Origin of the sequence: Agrococcus sp. TSP3-2-1, from assembly GCF_049897585.1 — a bacterium.
Lineage (GTDB): Bacteria > Actinomycetota > Actinomycetes > Actinomycetales > Microbacteriaceae > Agrococcus.
Window position 1 is genome coordinate 1 of record NZ_JAFCWN010000007.1, and the last position, 15,838, is coordinate 15,838.

A 15,838-nucleotide genomic window follows, 5' to 3' on the forward strand; every position below is an offset into this window, starting at 1 on the left:
GGACGACGAGTTGCTCGCGTTCGGCACGGTTAAGGGTGCCGGAGCAAAGCACGCCCCGAACTCGCCCGAGATTCCGCGGCTAGATCAGGATCCCATCCACACGTTTTGGCCTATAACCCTCTCCCTCCCGCCGTCCAGCCGGCGCGGCTAGCGTGAGACCATGGCCTCCATCTTCGAATCCATCCGCCGGGCTGGCTTCCGCCGCGGCCCGCAGCGGATCCTCGCCGGCATCTGCGGCGGCATCGCCGCGAAGACGCACGTCAACGTGTGGATCGTGCGCCTCATCACGCTGCTGCTGTTCGCGCTGCCGGTCGTCGGCTGGGGCCTCTACGCGGTCGTGTGGGTGCTGACGCCGAACCACCGCGGCTCGATCCCGCTCGAGCGCTGGCTCGGGCGGGGCTGACCCGGCTCAGTCACCGCCGGAGGGGCCCGTGTCGTCGCGCTTCCGCTCGCGGCGCAGCATGCTCGCCGGCGCGACCGCCGCGGCGCCGAAGCGGTCGTGCACGGCGTCCATCGCGCGCTCCGCGCTCCCCCACGTCTCGGTGTCGTCCCACAGCAGCCCGTGATCGGCGGCGTCCTGCACCGAGCTCGCCCGCACGCCGAGGAGCCGCACGGGCGGGAGCTCGCCGAGCGCGTCGAGCAGCGACCACGCCGTCTCGACGAGCACGCGCGTGACGTCGGTCGCCTCCGGCAGCGTGCGCGAGCGCGTGATGGTGCGGAAGTCGTGGAACCGCACGGTGAGCGTCACGGTGCGCGCCTGCACGCCCGCGTCGCGCAGGCGCCGGCCGACGCCCGTCGCGAGCCGCAGGATCTCGCCCTGGAGCTCCGTGCGATCGACGACGTCGTGCGAGAACGTGTGGTTGTGGCCGAAGGTCTTCTCGTGACCTCGCTCGCGCACATCGCGCGGATCCCGCCCCCACGAGAGCTCGTGCAGGTGGCGGCCGGTCGCCTCGCCGAACCACGCCTCGAGCCGCTCGAGGGACGTGCGGGCGACGTCGCCGACGGTGTGGAGCCCGTAGCGCGCGAGGCGCTCCTGCTGCTTCGGCCCCACGCCCCAGATGGCGCTCGCGGGCTGCGGGTGGAGGAAGTCGAGCACGTGCTCGTCGGGCACGACGAGCAGCCCGTCGGGCTTCGCACGACCGGAGGCGAGCTTCGCGACGTGCTTCGTGCTCGCCGCGCCGACGGAGGCGACGAGACCGGTCTCGGCCCGGATGCGCTGCCGGAGCGCCGGTCCGATGCGGTTCGCGCCGCCCGAGAGGCGACGCAGGCCCGCGATGCCGACGAAGGCCTCGTCGATGCCGAGCCGCTCGACGTCGGGCGAGACGTCGTCGAGGATGCCCATCACGTGCTTCGAGAGGCGCGAGTAGAGGTGGAAGTCGGGCTCGAGCACGATCGCGTTCCGGCACAGCCGCAGCGCCCGCCCCATCGGCATCGCGGAGTGCACGCCGTACTTGCGGGCCTCGTAGGTCGCGGCGGTGACGACCGAGCGCGTCGAGTCGTGGCCGATCACGACCGGGAGCCCGACGAGGTCGGGCCTCGCGAGCAGCGACGCCGAGGCGAAGAACGCGTCGAGGTCGACGTGCAGGATCGTCGCGGTCGAGTCGTCGACGTCGGGGCCCGAGACGAGCCGGTTCGACCCATCCTGCTTGCTCACGCATCCATCGTCCCACGCACCGGCGACACGGCTCCGAGACAACGCTCGATCGACGACGGCGGGACGCACGGCAGGATGGAGGCATGCAGCACCCAGGCCTCGAGCACCCGTTCACCCGCTACGTCGCGCTCGGCGACAGCTTCACCGAAGGAGTGGGCGACGAGGAGCCGAACCTGCCGAACGGCGTGCGCGGGTGGGCCGACCGGGTCGCGGAGGAGCTCGCGCGCTCGCGGCCCGACTTCGAGTACGCGAACCTCGCGATCCGGGGCCGGCTGCTGCAGCAGATCGTCGACGAGCAGCTCGAGCCGGCGATCGCGCTGCAGCCCGACCTCGTGACGATCTCGGCAGGCGGCAACGACCTCATCCGGCCTGGCGGGGACCCCGACGTGCTCGCCGTGAGGCTCGACGAGGTGGTCGGCCGGCTCCGCGCGACGGGCGCCGAAGTCGTGCTCTTCAACGGTCCCGACATCGCGATGACGCCGGTGCTGCGCGCGATCCGGGGGAAGGTCGGCATCTACAACGCCAACCTGCACGGCGTCGCGGCGAAGCACGGCGCGGTGATCGCCGACATGTGGTCGGCGCGGCAGCTGCAGCAGCCGCAGATGTGGGCTGCCGACCGGCTGCACTTCTCGGCACTCGGCCACCACGCGATCGCGATCATCGTGCTCGACGCGCTCGGCGTGCAGCACGCGCTCGAGCCCATGGCACCCGAGCCGCTGCCCGTGCGCACGTGGCAGCGCATGCGGCGCGACGACCTGCAGTGGGCGCGCGAGCACCTCGCGCCGTGGGTGCTGCGGCGGCTGCGCGGCCAGTCCTCGGGCGACACCATCTCGCCCAAGCGACCGACCGCGGGGCCGGTGCTGCTCCCTCACGGCGACGAGAGCGCTCGCGACTAGTCGAAGTACCAGCCGAGCACGAGCGGGGCGTTCGTGAGGCGCCACCACGCATCCGGGGGCGTCAGCAGGCTCGCGGTGCGCACGGGCACCGCTTCGTCCCCGCGCTCGAGCGACACCTCGCCGACCGTCTGCGGCACGGCGCCCGGCTCGATCGGCTCGACGGTCGCGCTCCAGTCCGGGACGTCGTCGGCGAAGACGTGCGCGTCGAGCGGGCCGGTCGCGACCGCCCGGGTCGCCGCTCCCCACGGCGTCCGGTACTCGGCGACGACGGTGCCGGCCTCGACGATCGTGCGGGAGGCGAAGTTCGGCCAGACGCTCTCGAGCAGCGCGACCATCGCCGCGTCGGTCTCGTCGGCGGCGATCGTGCCCATGACGATCCCGACGACGCGGCGCGCCTCGCCGTCGACCTCCCTGATGGCGGTGACGAAGAGGTTCCTCCCCCACACCTTGAGCGTGCCGGTCTTGCCGCCGTCGATGTCGTGCTCGCCGAGGATGCGGTTGGTGTTCGGGGCGACGCCGATGCCGGGGATGCGCACCGACTCGAGCTGGATGGTGGAGAGCACGACGGGGTCGCCGACGGCCATGAGCGCCATGCGCGTGAGGTCGCTCGCGCTCGAGACCGAGCGGGCGTCGAGCCCGGCCGGATCGGCGAGCACGGTGTCGTCGAGCCCGTGCCGGTCGGTCCACGCCGCGGCGGCAGCGGCGAAGCCGTCCATGCCGCCGAACGCCCAGCTCGCGAGCGACCAGATGGCGTTGCCGGCCGAGTCGACGAGCGACCACTCGATGAGGTCGCGCTGCGTGACCTGCATGCCGTCGAAGACGGGCGCGATGGGCGCGTTCTCGCGCACCGCCCTCGCCTGCGCGTCGACGTCGTCGCGATCGAGCGTGATGAGCGCGCCGCGCGAGTCGCCCTCGATGGGGTGCGCGTCGAGCACGATGAGCACCGTGACGAGCTTCGCGACGCTCGCCATCGGATGCGCCTCCTCGCTCCCCCACGCCTGCCAGACGTCGGCGCCGCCGTCGATGCCCACGACGCCGTAGCCGGCGGCGCGCGCCGACTCCGGCCACTCGACCTGCGCGGCGGGCAGCTCGGCGGCAGGGGCCTCCACGGGCTCGCCCGCGATCGCCGGGGCCGGCGCCACGAGCACGGCGGCAGCGAGCGCGACGGCAGCGACGAGCGCGATGACGAGGAGCGATCGCAGCAGCACGACGAGCGGATGCGTGCGCCTGGCCGTCGCCGGAGCGCGCGAGCTCACCGCAGCGCCCACATGGCGACAGCGGCCGACGCGGCGACGTTGAGCGAGTCGACGCCGTGGTGCATGGGGATGCGCACGACCCGGTCGGCGGCGGCGATCGCGCGGGCCGTCAGGCCCGGTCCCTCCGAGCCGAACACGAGGGCGACGCGGTCCGCGGGCGCCGCCGCGTACTCGTCGAGGTCGACGGCGTCGTCGCGCAGCGCCATGGCGACGACTTCGAAGCCCGCGCCGTGGAAGACGGGGATGGCGCCCTCGAGCGAGTCGATGCGCGTCCACGGCACCTGCAGCACGGTGCCCATCGAGACGCGCACGCTCCGCCGGTAGAGCGGGTCGGCGCACGTCGACGTGACGAGCACGGCGTCGCCGCCGATGCCCGCCACCGAGCGGAAGGCGGCGCCGACGTTCGTGTGGTCGACGAGGCCGTCGAGCACGACGACGCGACGAGCGCGCTCGAGCAAGGCCGACGCATCCGGGAGCACCGGTCGGTGCATCGAGGCGAGCGCCCCGCGGTGGAGGTGGAAGCCCGTGATCTGCTCGAGCACGCCCTCGTCGCCGACGAAGACCGGCACGTCGAGGCCGTCGACGAGCCGCTCGACGTCGGGCAGCCAGCGCGGCGCGACGAGGACGGAGCGCGGCTCGTGGCCCGCGCGGAGCGCGCGCTCGAGCACCGTCTGCGACTCGGCGATGTAGAGGCCGCGCTCGGGCTCGGTGCGACGCCGCAGCGCGACGTCGGTGAGGCCGACGAAGTCCTCGAGCCGAGGGTCGGCGAGCGAGTCGATCGTCACGACCTGCATGCGCTCCCAGCCTTCCCCCGTCGGGTTCGAGGATACCGGGGCTAGGGTTTCACCGTGCTCGACACAGCCATCGACCTGCTGCGCGGACGCCGCATCGCGGTCGTGACGGGCGCGGGCATCTCGACCGACTCGGGCATCCCCGACTACCGCGGCGAGGGTGCGCCACCGCGCACGCCCATGCAGTTCTCGACCTTCCTCGAGAGCGTCGACGCGCGTCGGCGCTACTGGGCCGGCAGCCATCTGGGCTGGCAGCGGTTCGCCGCGGTGCAGCCCAACGAGGGCCACCGGGCGCTCGCGCGGCTCGAGCGCGCGGGGCTCACGACCGGGATCGCGACGCAGAACGTCGACGACCTGCACGAGCGCGCCGGCTCGACGAACGTCACGCACGTGCACGGGCAGCTGCACACCGTCTCGTGCCTCGATTGCGGCACGACGTTCGACCGGCATCGCATCGCCGACGAGATCGAGCGCCTGAACCCCTGGATCCGCATGCCGGAGCAGGTGCGGCTGCAGCCCGACGGCGACGTCGAGATCGACGCGTCGCAGCGCTTCGAGGTGCCCGCGTGCGCCGTGTGCGGCGGCATCCTGAAGCCCGACGTCGTGTTCTTCGGCGAGCTCGTGCCCGTCGACGTGTTCGCGGCGGCGCGCGACATCGTCGCGGCGGGCGAGGTCGTGCTCGTCGCCGGCTCGTCGCTCGTCGTGAACTCCGGCACGCGGCTGCTCGAGGTCGCGCGGCGCGACGACGTGCCGATCGTGATCGTCAATCGCGGACCGACGAAGTGGGACGGCCGCGCGGCGGCGCGCGTCGAGGGCGGCACGAGCGAGTCGCTCACCGCGATCGCCGACGCGCTCGGCGCCCCCGCCTGAGCCGCGCGGCGGTCGCGCGCGTCAGCGCGAGCCCTTGCGCGGCGACGCCGCGGCGACCTCCGCGAGGAAGGCGCCGAGCCGCTCGGCCGAGGCGCGCCAGCTGAAGCGGGCGGCCTGCTCGAGGGAGGCGCGCGAGACGGCCGCCCACTCGCCCTCGAGGGCGCGCACGGCGCGCGCGAGCGCATCCGCGTCTCCCACCGGGAAGTAGCGCGCCGCATCGCCGCCGACCTCGCGGAAGATCGCCGTGTCGGCGACGACCGCGGGCACGCCGAGGCTCATCGCCTCGAGCAGCGGGATGCCGAACCCCTCCTCGCGCGAGGCGTGCACGAGCGCGGTCGCGCTGCGCAGCAGCTCGGCGTACTCGGCGTCCGTCACGCCGTCGTGGAAGACGACGGATGCGCCTGCCGCGAGCCGGGCGAGCCGCTCGCGCGTCGCGGGATCGATGCGGCTGCACAGGTGGAGCTCGTGCTCGGGCAGCAGGCGGGCGGCGGCGACGAGCGTCTCGACGTCCTTGTAGGGCATGAAGGAGCCCATGTAGACGAGCCGCCGCGTCGGCGGCTCGGCGTGCGCGACGGGCTCGCCGAGCGGCGCGAACGCGTTCGGCACGACCGCGACCGGGCGGCGCGTGAGCCGGTGCCGCTCGATGAGGCCGCGGGTCGTCTCCGAGACCGTCGCGACGCCGTCGACGGCGTTCAGCAGCATCCGCTGCGGAGCGAACGAGCGGTGGTAGAGCCGCCACAGCAGCCGCACGGGCGCCGGCAGGCTCGGCGGCGGCGTCGGGTGGCGGTAGTAGATGAGGTCGTGCACGGTCGTCACGAGCGGCCACGCGCGACCGATCGAGCCGATCGTCTGCATGGGCGAGAACGCGACGTCGGCCCGCACGCGCCGCAGCCGCCACGCGGCGAGCGGCTCGAGCGGGCCGGTCGGCGAGGGGCCGAGCACGTGCGGGAGCCGCGGGAGCATCGCGAGCTGCCGCTCGTCGCTCACGAGCATCGTGACGTCGTGGTCGCGCGCGAGCTCGGCGACGAGCTCGGCCGAGAAGCGCGAGATGCCGTCGTGCCGCTCGAGGCGCACGTAGCGGCAGTCGAACAGGACGCGCATCAGCGCGCGGCGCCCTCGCCGAGGAAGCGCCGGATGACCGCGGCGGCCTCGCGCGGCTGCTCGTAGTGCACGAGGTGGCCGGTGCCGTGGAGCACCGCGAGGCGCGCGTCCGGGAAGCGCGAGCGCAGCCGGTGCTGCTCGCGCAGCGGCGTGATGTCGTCGCGATCGGCGGCGATGAGCTGCACGGGCTGCGCGATGCGGGCGGCGACCTCGCCGACCGTGTGGCGGATGGATGCGTCGAACGCCTCGAGCACCGACTGGCGCGAGGCGTAGCTCGAGAAGTACGCGTCGTGCTGGCCGTGGATCCAGGCGCGCAGGTCCCGGTCGCGCGTCTTGGCCATGAACGCGCTCATGCCGCGCACGATCGGCGGGGCACCGAGCAGCGCGAGACCCGCGCGCTCCGGCAGGGCGGCCGCGGCGCGGTAGTAGCCGAGCGCGAGCGCCGAGCCGAGCCGGTTGGGGCCCGAGAGCGCGGGCGTCGCGATGGGGTTGACGAGCACGATGCGGCTCGCGTCGAGCCCGCTCGCGGCGGCGTGCGCGACGACGATCGAGCCGAACGAGTGGCCGAGCACGGCCGCGCCGGGCGCCTCGCTCGCGACGAGCGCGCGGAGCCACGCCGCGTAGGCGTCGATGGATGCGGTGGGCAGGGCGTCGGAGGCGCCGAAGCCGGGGAGGTCTGGGGCGATGACCCGCAGGCCGGGCAGGTGCGCCGCGATCGGCTCGAGCCCGTGGTGGTCGCCGCGGAAGCCGTGCACGAAGACGATCGGGGCCGCATCCGGCTCGCCGTACTCGAACACGGCCGTCGCTGTGCCGTCCACCTCGACGACGCGCTCGCGCTGCGGGAGCGCGTCGAGCAGCGCCCGGTAGGGCGACGGCGCTCCGCTTTCCACTGGCACCGGTCGAGCCTACCGGCGGGTGTGGGCGGTGCGGGCTACCGTGGGCGCATGACGGAGACGCGCGTGCAGCTGCGACGGCCGATCCTCGAGGTGAGTCCCGAGGCGCCCGATCGCTGGATCGACCGGCTCGCCGTCTTCGACCTCGAGACGACGGGCATCGATCCCGCGCAGTCGCGCATCGTGACCGCGTTCGTCGGCGTGCTCGATGCGAGCGGCGCCGTCATCGAGGGCCGCTACTGGATCGTCGACCCGGGCGTCGAGATCCCGGCCGCGTCGACCGCCGTGCACGGCGTCACGACCGAGCGGGCGCGCGCCGAGGGCGCGCAGGCGCCGCTCGCGGTGCAGGAGATCCGCGAGGAGCTCGCGCGCCACTTCGCCGCGGGGCTCGCGGTGTGCGCGTTCAACGCCGCCTACGACTTCTCGCTCCTCGCCGCCGAGTGCCGCCGCTACGGCATCGAGCCGCTCGACGCCCGCCCGGTCATCGACCCGATGGTCATCGACCGGCAGGTCGACCGCTACCGCCGCGGCAAGCGCACGCTCTCGGTCGCGGCGGAGGTGTACGGCATCGAGCTCGTCGATGCGCACGACGCGAGCGCCGACGCGATCGCCGCGGGCCGGCTCGCGCAGGTGATGACCGTCCGCTACCCCGAGCTGCGCATCGACCCCATCTCGCTCCACGAGCTGACCGAGCGGTGGGCCGACGAGCAGGCGGCGGGCTTCGAGGAGTTCAAGCGCCGCAGCGACCCCACGTTCAGCGCGGGCCGCGGCTGGCCGCTCCGCGCCTGACGTCGTCGCGGCGCAGAGTGCCGCGCACTCTGCGGCCTGCGAGCACCGTCAAGGCAGAGTTCCGACACTCCGCGCGGACGCGGATCGCGGTGCGCTGCCGCGTCAGCGCCTGCCCACCGAGCGGCTCCGCGGAGCCGTTCGCAGAGTTCCGGCACTCTGCGGTTCGCGGACGCCGTCAGCGCAGAGCTCCGGCACTCTGCGGTCCGCGAGGGCGATCGGCGCAGAGGCGCGGCACTCTGCGCGCGGACCGCGTCGAGACTCGGGGCGTCGCTCCCGCGGACAAGCGAGAGGGCGACGAGCCGAAGCCCGTCGCCCTCTGTGCGTGCCGCTGCGATCAGCCGCCGAAGCCCTTGTAGCGGTTCTTGAACTTCTCGACGCGGCCGGCCGAGTCCATGATGCGCTGCTTGCCCGTGTAGAACGGGTGCGACGCCGACGAGATCTCGACGTCGATGACGGGGTAGGTCTCGCCGTCGAGCTCGATCGTCTTATCGCTCGTGATCGTCGAGCGCGTGAGGAACGTCTCGCCCGAGGCGAGGTCGCGGAACACGATCGGGCGGTAGTCGGGGTGGATCTCGGTCTTCATGGGTTTCCTTGGTCGCTCGGGCGCGGAAGTCTTCGGTCGGCGTGCGGGCCGACAGACGAGTGTATCAGGTGGGGACGAGGCCCGGCGAGGCTCAGCGACTCGCGCGCGCCGACCAGCGGCCGCCCTCGTGCGCGACCTCGAGCGGGATGCCGAAGGTCTCGGTGAGGCGCGCATCCGTCAGCACATCGTCGAGCGGCCCCGCCGCGACGATGCCGCCCTCGCGCAGCAGCATCGCGTGCGTGAAGCCCGGCGGGATCTCCTCGACGTGGTGCGTGACCATGACGATCGCCGGCGCGAGCGGGCTCGACGCGTACTCCTCGAGCGAGGCGAGCAGCGACTCGCGCGCGCCGAGGTCGAGGCTGCCGGCGGGCTCGTCGAGGAGCATGAACTCGGGATCCGTCATGACGGCTCGGGCGATCTGGACGCGCTTCCGCTCCCCGTCGGAGAGCGTACCGAACTGGCGCGTGGCGAGGGAGCTCAGGTCCCACGCGTCCATGACCTCGGCGGCGCGCTCGAGGTCGAGCGACTCGTACTGCTCGCGCCAGCGGCCCGTCACCGCGTAGGCCGCGGTGAGCACGACGTCGCCGACCCGCTCGGCGGCCGGGATGCGGCGCGCGAGACCCGTCGCCGCCAGGCCGATGCGCGTGCGGAGCTCGAAGACGTCGACCTTGCCGATGCGCTCGCCGAGCACGTGCACCTCGCCGGTCGTCGGGTGCGTCGCGGCGGCCGCGAGCTGCAGGATCGTCGACTTGCCGGCGCCGTTCGGGCCGAGGATCACCCAGCGGTCGGCCTCGTCGACGCTCCAGGAGATGCCATCGAGGATCCGATTCCCGTTCCGGACGAAGGAGACATCGCGGAGCTCGAGCACGTTCGCCATGCCAGCGAGCCTATCGACCGGCGCGCTCGGCGATGACGCGCTCGTAGACCTCGCGCGTCTCGGCCGCGATGCGGTGCCAGTCGAAGTGCTCGGCCGCGCGCGCACGGCCCGCCTCGCCCATCCGGTTGGCCGACTCGGGATCGGCGACGATGCGCGTGAGGGCCTCGGCGAGGTCGGCGACGAAGCGATCGGGGTCGGTCGGTGTGCCGGTGCCGTCCTGCACCTGGTCGATCGGCACCAGGTAGCCGGTCTCGCCGTCGACGATGACCTCGGGGATGCCGCCGGTCGCGCTCCCGACGACGGGCGCGCCGCACGCCATCGCCTCGAGGTTGACGATGCCGAGCGGCTCGTAGACGCTCGGGCAGACGAAGGTCGTCGCGTGGCTCAGCAGCACGCGCACGTCGTCGCGCGGCAGCACGTCGTCGATCCATACGACGCCACCGCGCGCGGAGCGCAGCTCCTCGACGAGCCCCTTGACCTCCGCGAGGATCTCCGGCGTGTCGGGAGCGCCCGCGACGAGCACGAGCTGCACGTCCTCCGGCAGCGCCCTCGCGGCGCGCAGCAGGTGCGGCAGACCCTTCTGCCTCGTGATGCGGCCGACGAAGACGACGGCCGGCAGGTCGGGGTCCATGCCGAGCTCGCGAGCGCGGTCCGCGTCGGGCAGCGGCGCCCACGCCTCGAGGTCGATGCCGTTGTGGATCGTGACGACCCGCTCGGGGTCGAGCGACGGGTAGGAGCGCAGGATGTCGGCGCGCATGCCGTCGGAGACGGCGATCACGCGATCGGCCGCCTCGTAGGCGCGCCGCTCGATGTCGCTCGAGATGCGGTAGCCGCCGCCGAGCTGCTCCGCCTTCCAGGGGCGCAGCGGCTCGAGCGAGTGCGCGGTGACGATGTGCGGGATGCCGTGCAGCTCCTGGGCGAGCCGGCCCGCCTCGTTCGCGTACCAGGTGTGCGAGTGCACGAGATCGGCGTCGGCGACCGCGTCGGCGATCTGCAGGTCGACGGCGAGCGTCTGGAGCGCACCGTTCGCGTCGGCGAGCTCGGCCGGCACGTCGAAGGCGGTCACGCCCTCCTCGTCGCGCGGGGCGCCGAAGCAGCGCACGCGCACGTCGATCGACTCCCGCAGGGCCTTCACGAGCTCGGTGACGTGCACCCCCGCTCCCCCGTAGACGTCCGGCGGATACTCCTTCGTGAGCAGGTCGACGCGCATGCCCTCACAGTACGCCAGCGCATCCGCACCCGCCGTTGGGCTCCTGGTCAGCGTGCAGACAAGAACCGTAGTGTGAACCCATGGACAAGAAGGTCTTCGGGATCGTGCTCGCAGGCGGCGAGGGCAAGCGGCTCATGCCCCTCACCGCCGATCGGGCGAAGCCGGCCGTGCCGTTCGGCGGCGCCTATCGCCTGATCGACTTCGCGATCTCGAACCTCATCAACTCGAGCCTGCGGCAGATCGTCGTGCTCACGCAGTACAAGTCGCACTCGCTCGACCGCCACGTCTCGCAGGTCTGGCGCATGTCGTCGATGCTCAACTCCTACGTCACCTCGGTGCCCGCCCAGCAGCGCACCGGCAAGCACTGGTTCGCCGGCTCCGCCGACGCGATCTTCCAGTCGCTCAACCTCATCGCCGACGAGAAGCCCGACATCGTCGTCGTCGTGGGCGCCGACCACGTCTACCGGATGGACTTCCGCGACATGATCGAGGCGCACATCGCCTCGGGGGCGCGCGCGACCGTCGCGGGCATCCGCCAGCCGATCGAGCTCGCGAACCAGTTCGGCGTCATCGAGGAGGACGACGAGAAGGCGGGCTTCATCCGCGCCTTCCACGAGAAGCCCGCCGACGCGACCGGCTTCGCCGTCGCCCCCGGCGAGGTGCTTGCCTCGATGGGCAACTACGTCTTCGACGCCGACGCGCTCGTCGAGGCGGTCATCGCCGACAACGAGCTCGAGGACTCCGACCACGACATGGGCGGCGACATCATCCCGTGGTTCGTCGAGCGCGGCGAGGCCGCGATGTACGACCTCAAGAACAACACCGTGCCTGGCGCGACCGAGCGCGACAAGTACTACTGGCGCGACGTCGGCACGATCGAGTCGTTCTTCGACGCGCACATGGACCTCATCTCGGCGCTGCCGATCTTCAACCTCTACAACCGCGAGTGGCCGATCTACACCCAGACCGTCAACGCGCCGCCCGCGAAGTTCACGAGGGATGCGTGGGGTCGCGCGGCCGACGTCAACGAGGCGATCGTGGGCGCGGGATCCGTCGTCCAGGGTGCGAGCGTCGTGCGCAGCGTCGTCTCGCCGTGGTGCACGATCGACGCGGGAGCGACGGTCTCGGACGCGATCCTGTTCGACCAGGTGCACGTCGGCGCAGGCGCCGTCGTGCGCCGCGCGATCATCGACAAGGCGGTCGAGATCGGCCCGGGCGTGCAGATCGGCGTCGACCACGACGCGGATCGCGCGCGCGGCTTCTCGATCTCGGCCTCCGGCATCGTCACGGTGCCGAAGGGCTCGACGATCCTGTGACGGGGGCATCGCTGCTCGTCGTCACCGACGTCGACTCGACCCTCATCCGCGACGAGGTCATCGAGCTGCTCGCGCGCGCGGTCGGCCCCGACGCCGAGCGGCACGTCGCGGCGGTCACCGAGCGCGCCATGCGGGGCGAGCTCGACTTCGCCGCCTCGCTCGCCGAGCGCCTGCTCATGCTCGAGGGGCTGCCCGTCTCGGTGCTCGACGCGGCCCGCGAGCAGGTGACGGTCACCGACGGCGTGCCCGAGCTCATCGCCGAGGTGCACGCGCGCGGCGGCCGCATCGCGGCCGTCTCGGGCGGCTTCCACGAGGTGCTCGACCCGCTTGCGGCCGGGCTCGGCATCGACCACGCGCGCGCGAACCGGCTCGAGGTCGCGGATGGGCGGCTCACAGGCCGCTCGATCGGTCCCGTCATCGACGGCGCGGCCAAGCGCGACACGCTCGAGTCGCTGCGGCTGAACCTCGGCGTGCCGCGCGAGCGCGTCATGGCGGTCGGCGACGGCGCGAACGACGTGCTCATGATGGAATCGGCCGGCATCTCGGTCGCCTTCTGCGCGAAGCCGCTCGTGCGCGAGGTCGCGACCAACGTCGTCGACGTGCCCGACTTCCGCGAGCTCATCGCGATCCTGCCGGGCTGACGCGCCCCTGCGCGTCGACGGCCGCGCTAGTGGCCCATGCCGAGGCCGCCGTCGACGGGGATGACGGCGCCCGAGATGTAGGCGGCGTCGTCGCCCGCGAGCCAGCGCACGACCCCGGCGACCTCCTCCGCGCTGCCGTAGCGCGCCGCGGGGATCGCCTGCTTGTACTCCGCCTGCGTCTTCTCGTCGAGCTCGGCGGTCATGTCGGTCGCGATGAAGCCGGGCGCGACGACGTTGGCCGTGATGCCGCGGGCGCCGAGCTCGCGCGTGATCGAGCGGGCGATGCCGACGAGGCCGGCCTTCGAGGCGGCGTAGTTGACCTGGCCGGGGCCGCCGTAGAGGCCGACGACGCTCGAGATGAGGATGACGCGACCCCACTTGGCGCGCAGCATGCCCTTCGAGGCGCGCTGCGCGACGCGGAAGGCGCCGCCGAGGTTCGTGTCGACGACGGTCGCGAAGTCCTCCTCGCTCATGCGCATGAGCAGCGTGTCGCGCGTGATGCCCGCGTTCGCGACGACGACCTCGACCGGGCCGAGCTCCTGCTCGATGCGCGTGAAGGCCGCGTCGATCGACGCCGCGTCCGTGACGTCCGCCGCGACCGCGAGCGCGCCCTCGGGGCCGGAGCCGTCGCGGGAGGTGATCGCGACGCGGTGGCCGGCGTCGAGGAAGGACTGGGCGATCGCGCGGCCGATGCCGCGGTTGCCGCCGGTGACGAGAACGGTGCGAGAGGTCATGCGAGCCAGCCTAGAAGACCGGGCCATCCGAGCAGGCAGGGCGAGCCCGAAAGACAGGGCTGGCGCAAAGGGCACGCGCGTAGAGTGGTGCAGCCATGCGAGCAAGGTCCGCGTCGATCACCGACCTCCCGATCTCCCCAGACGAGGATCGTGAGAGGCGCTTCCGCACGTACCTGTACATGATGCTCGTGCGGGTCGGCTGCCTCGGCATCTTCTTCGTCGTGCCCGGCTGGTGGAAGCTCGCGCCCGCGCTCGTCGCCGTGCTCATCCCCTACTTCGCGGTCGTGGTCGCGAACGTCTCGACGCACGCGCCCGGCGAGGTGCGCGAGGCACCGAACGCGCTGCCCGCCGGTCCGTCGGCCGCGAGCGGCGACGCCGATGACGACCGCGTGTGGCGGGGCGGCGCCACGCCCGACCCGCTCGACGGCACCGCGCCCGCCGAGCGCGACGGACCGGGCGCGGCTCGATGAGCCTGCTCGGCATGCTCGACGGCGGCGCCGGCGCGCCGAGCCCGTCGGCGGTGTGCTCGTCGGCCGGGTGCTCGGCAGCGGCCGCCCACGCGCTGCACTGGCGCAACCCGCGCATCCACGACGCGGACCGCGTCAAGACGTGGGCGGCTTGCCCCGAGCACCGCGAGAGCCTCGCCGCGTGGCTGCGCTCGCGCGGCTTCCCCGTGGTCGAGACCGCCTTCGGCGAGACGGTGGAGCGAGTCGCCTGATGCTCACCCTCCTCCGCCAGCCGCGCTGGCTCGGCTACGTCGCGCTGGCGACGATCTTCGCGATCGCGTGCTGCCTGTTCGGCGTCTGGCAGTGGAACCGCCGCGAGGAGGCGCTCGCCGCGATCGAGCGGCTCGAGTCGAACTACGACCGCTCGCCGGCCGCGATCGCCGAGGTCATGCCCGACCCCGCGGCCTTCGACCCCGCGAAGCAGTGGACGCCCGTCGTGCTCGAGGGCGAGTACCTGCTCGATGAGCAGGTGCTGCTGCGGGGCCGCTGGCGCGGGGGCGAGGTCGGCTTCGACGTCATCGCACCGTTCCGGACGACCGACGGCACCGTCTTCGTCGTCGACCGCGGCTGGATAGACCAGGCCTCCGGCGCCGAGCGGCCCGTGACCGACCCAGAGACCCCCGCGGGGCCGACGACGGTCGTCGCCCGACTGCGTCCGAACGAGGGCGACATCCCCGGCCGCGGCGCACCCGAGGGACAGATCGCATCCGTCAACCTCCCCTCGCTCGCGGAGGGCATCGATGGCGAGACGTACGTCGGCGCCTACGGGCTGCTCGTGAGCGAGGACGGCGCCGCGCCCGCCGACGTCGCGATCGCCACGCGCCCCGTGCTCGACGAGGGCCCGCACCTCTCCTACACGCTGCAGTGGTTCGTCTTCGCGCTCTTCGGCTACGCCGCCGTCGCGTGGGGGATGCGCGAGGAGCTGCGAGGCGATGCTCCCCCGCCGAGGCCGAAGCGCGAGCGGCCCTCCGATGCGGACGTCGAGGACGACATCCTCGACCGCGCTTGAGCGCTCCGGATCGTCGCGGCGTCAGTCGCGGATCGTCGGGATCGCCTGCGTCCCCAGCGACGGCACGCGCCAGTCGAGCAGCTCGCTCGCGATGCGGAGCGCGCACACGACGAAGGCGATGCCCGTGAGCACGGCCCAGTGCCCCCAGCCGAGCCACTCGGCGGCCGCGGCAGCGCTCGAGCCGAGCAGCGCGGGCAGCAGGTAGAGCCGCGAGTCGCGCCGGAACACGGCGGGGATGTCGTTCGCGAGGGCGTCGCGCAGGATGCCGCCGCCGGTGCCGGTGAGCATGCCGACGAACGCCGCGCCGACGGGGTCGACGCCGTGGTGCACGGCCTTCGTCGCGCCCGCGACGACGAAGATGCCGAGACCGATCGCGTCGAAGATGAGCACCGGCCGGTCGAGCTTGTCCATCCACCGGTGCAGGAGGAAGACGGCGAGCGCGCCGAGCAGCGCGGCGCCGATCATCCACCACTCGCGCAGCACCGCGACGGGCGTCGCGCCGATCAGCAGATCGCGCAGCATGCCGCCGCCGGTAGCGGTGACGACCGCGAGCCCGGCCATGCCGACGAGGTCCATGCGCTTCTGCACCGCGAGCAGCGCGCCGGAGATCGCGAACGCGACGATGCCGATCGCGTTGAGCGCGCCGCCGACCGCCGACAGCCAGCCGACCGGCTCATCGAGCATGCGGGCCTCCCTCGCGACCTGCCGTCAC

Annotated in this window: 19 protein-coding genes; 9 read left to right on the forward strand and 10 right to left on the reverse strand. The window is 73.1% G+C overall.

The window, feature by feature from the left end:
- The first annotated feature begins 160 nt into the window (after positions 1-160).
- Positions 161-403 carry a PspC domain-containing protein gene (locus ACP7BI_RS10735; protein ID WP_425846051.1) on the forward strand — a complete coding sequence of 81 codons (243 nt, stop codon included), beginning with the start codon at positions 161-163 and terminating at the stop codon, positions 401-403.
- Positions 404-409: 6 nt separating this feature from the next.
- On the opposite strand, the gene dinB is transcribed toward ACP7BI_RS10735, so the two are convergent.
- Entirely contained in the window at positions 410-1,654 is a 1,245-nt protein-coding gene (gene dinB / locus ACP7BI_RS10740; RefSeq protein ID WP_425846054.1) for a DNA polymerase IV, read from the reverse strand.
- Between the two features lie 83 nt (positions 1,655-1,737).
- On the opposite strand from dinB, the gene ACP7BI_RS10745 reads away from it, so the two are divergent.
- Positions 1,738-2,550, forward strand: coding sequence for an SGNH/GDSL hydrolase family protein (locus ACP7BI_RS10745; RefSeq protein ID WP_425846057.1), 813 nt, complete (start codon positions 1,738-1,740; stop codon positions 2,548-2,550).
- Here ACP7BI_RS10745 and ACP7BI_RS10750 read toward each other — a convergent pair.
- Positions 2,547-3,806 carry a D-alanyl-D-alanine carboxypeptidase family protein gene (locus ACP7BI_RS10750; protein WP_425846059.1) on the reverse strand — a complete coding sequence of 420 codons (1,260 nt, stop codon included), beginning with the start codon at positions 3,804-3,806 and terminating at the stop codon, positions 2,547-2,549. The genes ACP7BI_RS10745 and ACP7BI_RS10750 overlap by 4 nt on opposite strands.
- Positions 3,803-4,600, reverse strand: a complete 798-nt coding sequence (locus ACP7BI_RS10755) for a TrmH family RNA methyltransferase (protein WP_425846061.1) — start codon at positions 4,598-4,600, stop codon at positions 3,803-3,805. Before ACP7BI_RS10755 ends, ACP7BI_RS10750 begins: the two co-directional genes overlap by 4 nt.
- Before the next feature lie 54 nt (positions 4,601-4,654).
- Here ACP7BI_RS10755 and ACP7BI_RS10760 point away from each other — a divergent pair, with 54 nt between their 5' ends.
- On the forward strand, positions 4,655-5,467 hold the full coding sequence (locus tag ACP7BI_RS10760) for a Sir2 family NAD-dependent protein deacetylase (protein ID WP_425846062.1): 813 nt from the start codon (positions 4,655-4,657) through the stop codon (positions 5,465-5,467).
- 21 nt (positions 5,468-5,488) lie between these two features.
- On the opposite strand, the gene ACP7BI_RS10765 is transcribed toward ACP7BI_RS10760, so the two are convergent.
- Positions 5,489-6,568, reverse strand: a complete 1,080-nt coding sequence (locus ACP7BI_RS10765) for a glycosyltransferase family 4 protein (RefSeq protein WP_425846064.1) — start codon at positions 6,566-6,568, stop codon at positions 5,489-5,491.
- Positions 6,568-7,464, reverse strand: coding sequence for an alpha/beta fold hydrolase (locus ACP7BI_RS10770; protein ID WP_425846067.1), 897 nt, complete (start codon positions 7,462-7,464; stop codon positions 6,568-6,570). The genes ACP7BI_RS10765 and ACP7BI_RS10770 overlap by 1 nt, the downstream gene beginning before the upstream one ends.
- 48 nt (positions 7,465-7,512) lie before the next feature.
- On the opposite strand from ACP7BI_RS10770, the gene ACP7BI_RS10775 reads away from it, so the two are divergent.
- Positions 7,513-8,250 carry an exonuclease domain-containing protein gene (locus ACP7BI_RS10775; RefSeq protein ID WP_425846070.1) on the forward strand — a complete coding sequence of 246 codons (738 nt, stop codon included), beginning with the start codon at positions 7,513-7,515 and terminating at the stop codon, positions 8,248-8,250.
- Positions 8,251-8,584: 334 nt separating this feature from the next.
- Here the strand turns inward: ACP7BI_RS10775 and ACP7BI_RS10780 are convergent, their stop codons facing one another.
- The 3 genes from ACP7BI_RS10780 to glgA form a co-directional block, all read right to left on the reverse strand.
- The gene (locus tag ACP7BI_RS10780) at positions 8,585-8,833 is read right to left on the reverse strand and encodes a type B 50S ribosomal protein L31 (RefSeq protein WP_021009443.1); all 249 of its coding nucleotides are present in this window, start codon (positions 8,831-8,833) and stop codon (positions 8,585-8,587) included.
- Between the two features lie 91 nt (positions 8,834-8,924).
- Entirely contained in the window at positions 8,925-9,710 is a 786-nt protein-coding gene (locus ACP7BI_RS10785; protein WP_425846073.1) for an ABC transporter ATP-binding protein, read from the reverse strand.
- A gap of 10 nt (positions 9,711-9,720) precedes the next feature.
- Complete coding sequence (glgA, locus tag ACP7BI_RS10790; protein ID WP_425846075.1) at positions 9,721-10,920, reverse strand: glycogen synthase; 1,200 nt, start codon at positions 10,918-10,920, stop codon at positions 9,721-9,723.
- Positions 10,921-11,000: 80 nt separating this feature from the next.
- Here glgA and glgC point away from each other — a divergent pair, with 80 nt between their 5' ends.
- Positions 11,001-12,236, forward strand: a complete 1,236-nt coding sequence (gene glgC / locus ACP7BI_RS10795) for a glucose-1-phosphate adenylyltransferase (RefSeq protein WP_425846077.1) — start codon at positions 11,001-11,003, stop codon at positions 12,234-12,236.
- Positions 12,233-12,877 carry a phosphoserine phosphatase SerB gene (gene serB / locus ACP7BI_RS10800; RefSeq protein ID WP_425846079.1) on the forward strand — a complete coding sequence of 215 codons (645 nt, stop codon included), beginning with the start codon at positions 12,233-12,235 and terminating at the stop codon, positions 12,875-12,877. The genes glgC and serB overlap by 4 nt, the downstream gene beginning before the upstream one ends.
- A gap of 26 nt (positions 12,878-12,903) precedes the next feature.
- Here the strand turns inward: serB and fabG are convergent, their stop codons facing one another.
- A complete protein-coding gene (gene fabG, locus ACP7BI_RS10805; RefSeq protein WP_425846081.1) occupies positions 12,904-13,611 on the reverse strand; it encodes a 3-oxoacyl-ACP reductase FabG in 708 nt (235 codons plus the stop codon).
- A gap of 95 nt (positions 13,612-13,706) precedes the next feature.
- Between fabG and ACP7BI_RS10810 the strand changes: the two genes are divergently transcribed.
- The 3 genes from ACP7BI_RS10810 to ACP7BI_RS10820 are packed head-to-tail and all read left to right on the forward strand — an operon-like array spanning position 13,707 to position 15,126.
- Positions 13,707-14,081 carry a DUF3099 domain-containing protein gene (locus tag ACP7BI_RS10810; RefSeq protein WP_425846083.1) on the forward strand — a complete coding sequence of 125 codons (375 nt, stop codon included), beginning with the start codon at positions 13,707-13,709 and terminating at the stop codon, positions 14,079-14,081.
- The gene (locus tag ACP7BI_RS10815; protein WP_249295831.1) at positions 14,078-14,329 is read left to right on the forward strand and encodes a hypothetical protein; all 252 of its coding nucleotides are present in this window, start codon (positions 14,078-14,080) and stop codon (positions 14,327-14,329) included. Before ACP7BI_RS10810 ends, ACP7BI_RS10815 begins: the two co-directional genes overlap by 4 nt.
- Positions 14,329-15,126 (forward strand): SURF1 family protein, encoded by a 798-nt coding sequence (locus tag ACP7BI_RS10820; protein WP_425846086.1) that lies wholly within the window; start codon positions 14,329-14,331, stop codon positions 15,124-15,126. The genes ACP7BI_RS10815 and ACP7BI_RS10820 overlap by 1 nt, the downstream gene beginning before the upstream one ends.
- A 21-nt stretch (positions 15,127-15,147) precedes the next feature.
- On the opposite strand, the gene ACP7BI_RS10825 is transcribed toward ACP7BI_RS10820, so the two are convergent.
- Complete coding sequence (locus tag ACP7BI_RS10825; RefSeq protein ID WP_425846087.1) at positions 15,148-15,810, reverse strand: trimeric intracellular cation channel family protein; 663 nt, start codon at positions 15,808-15,810, stop codon at positions 15,148-15,150.
- Positions 15,811-15,838: the final 28 nt, after the last annotated feature.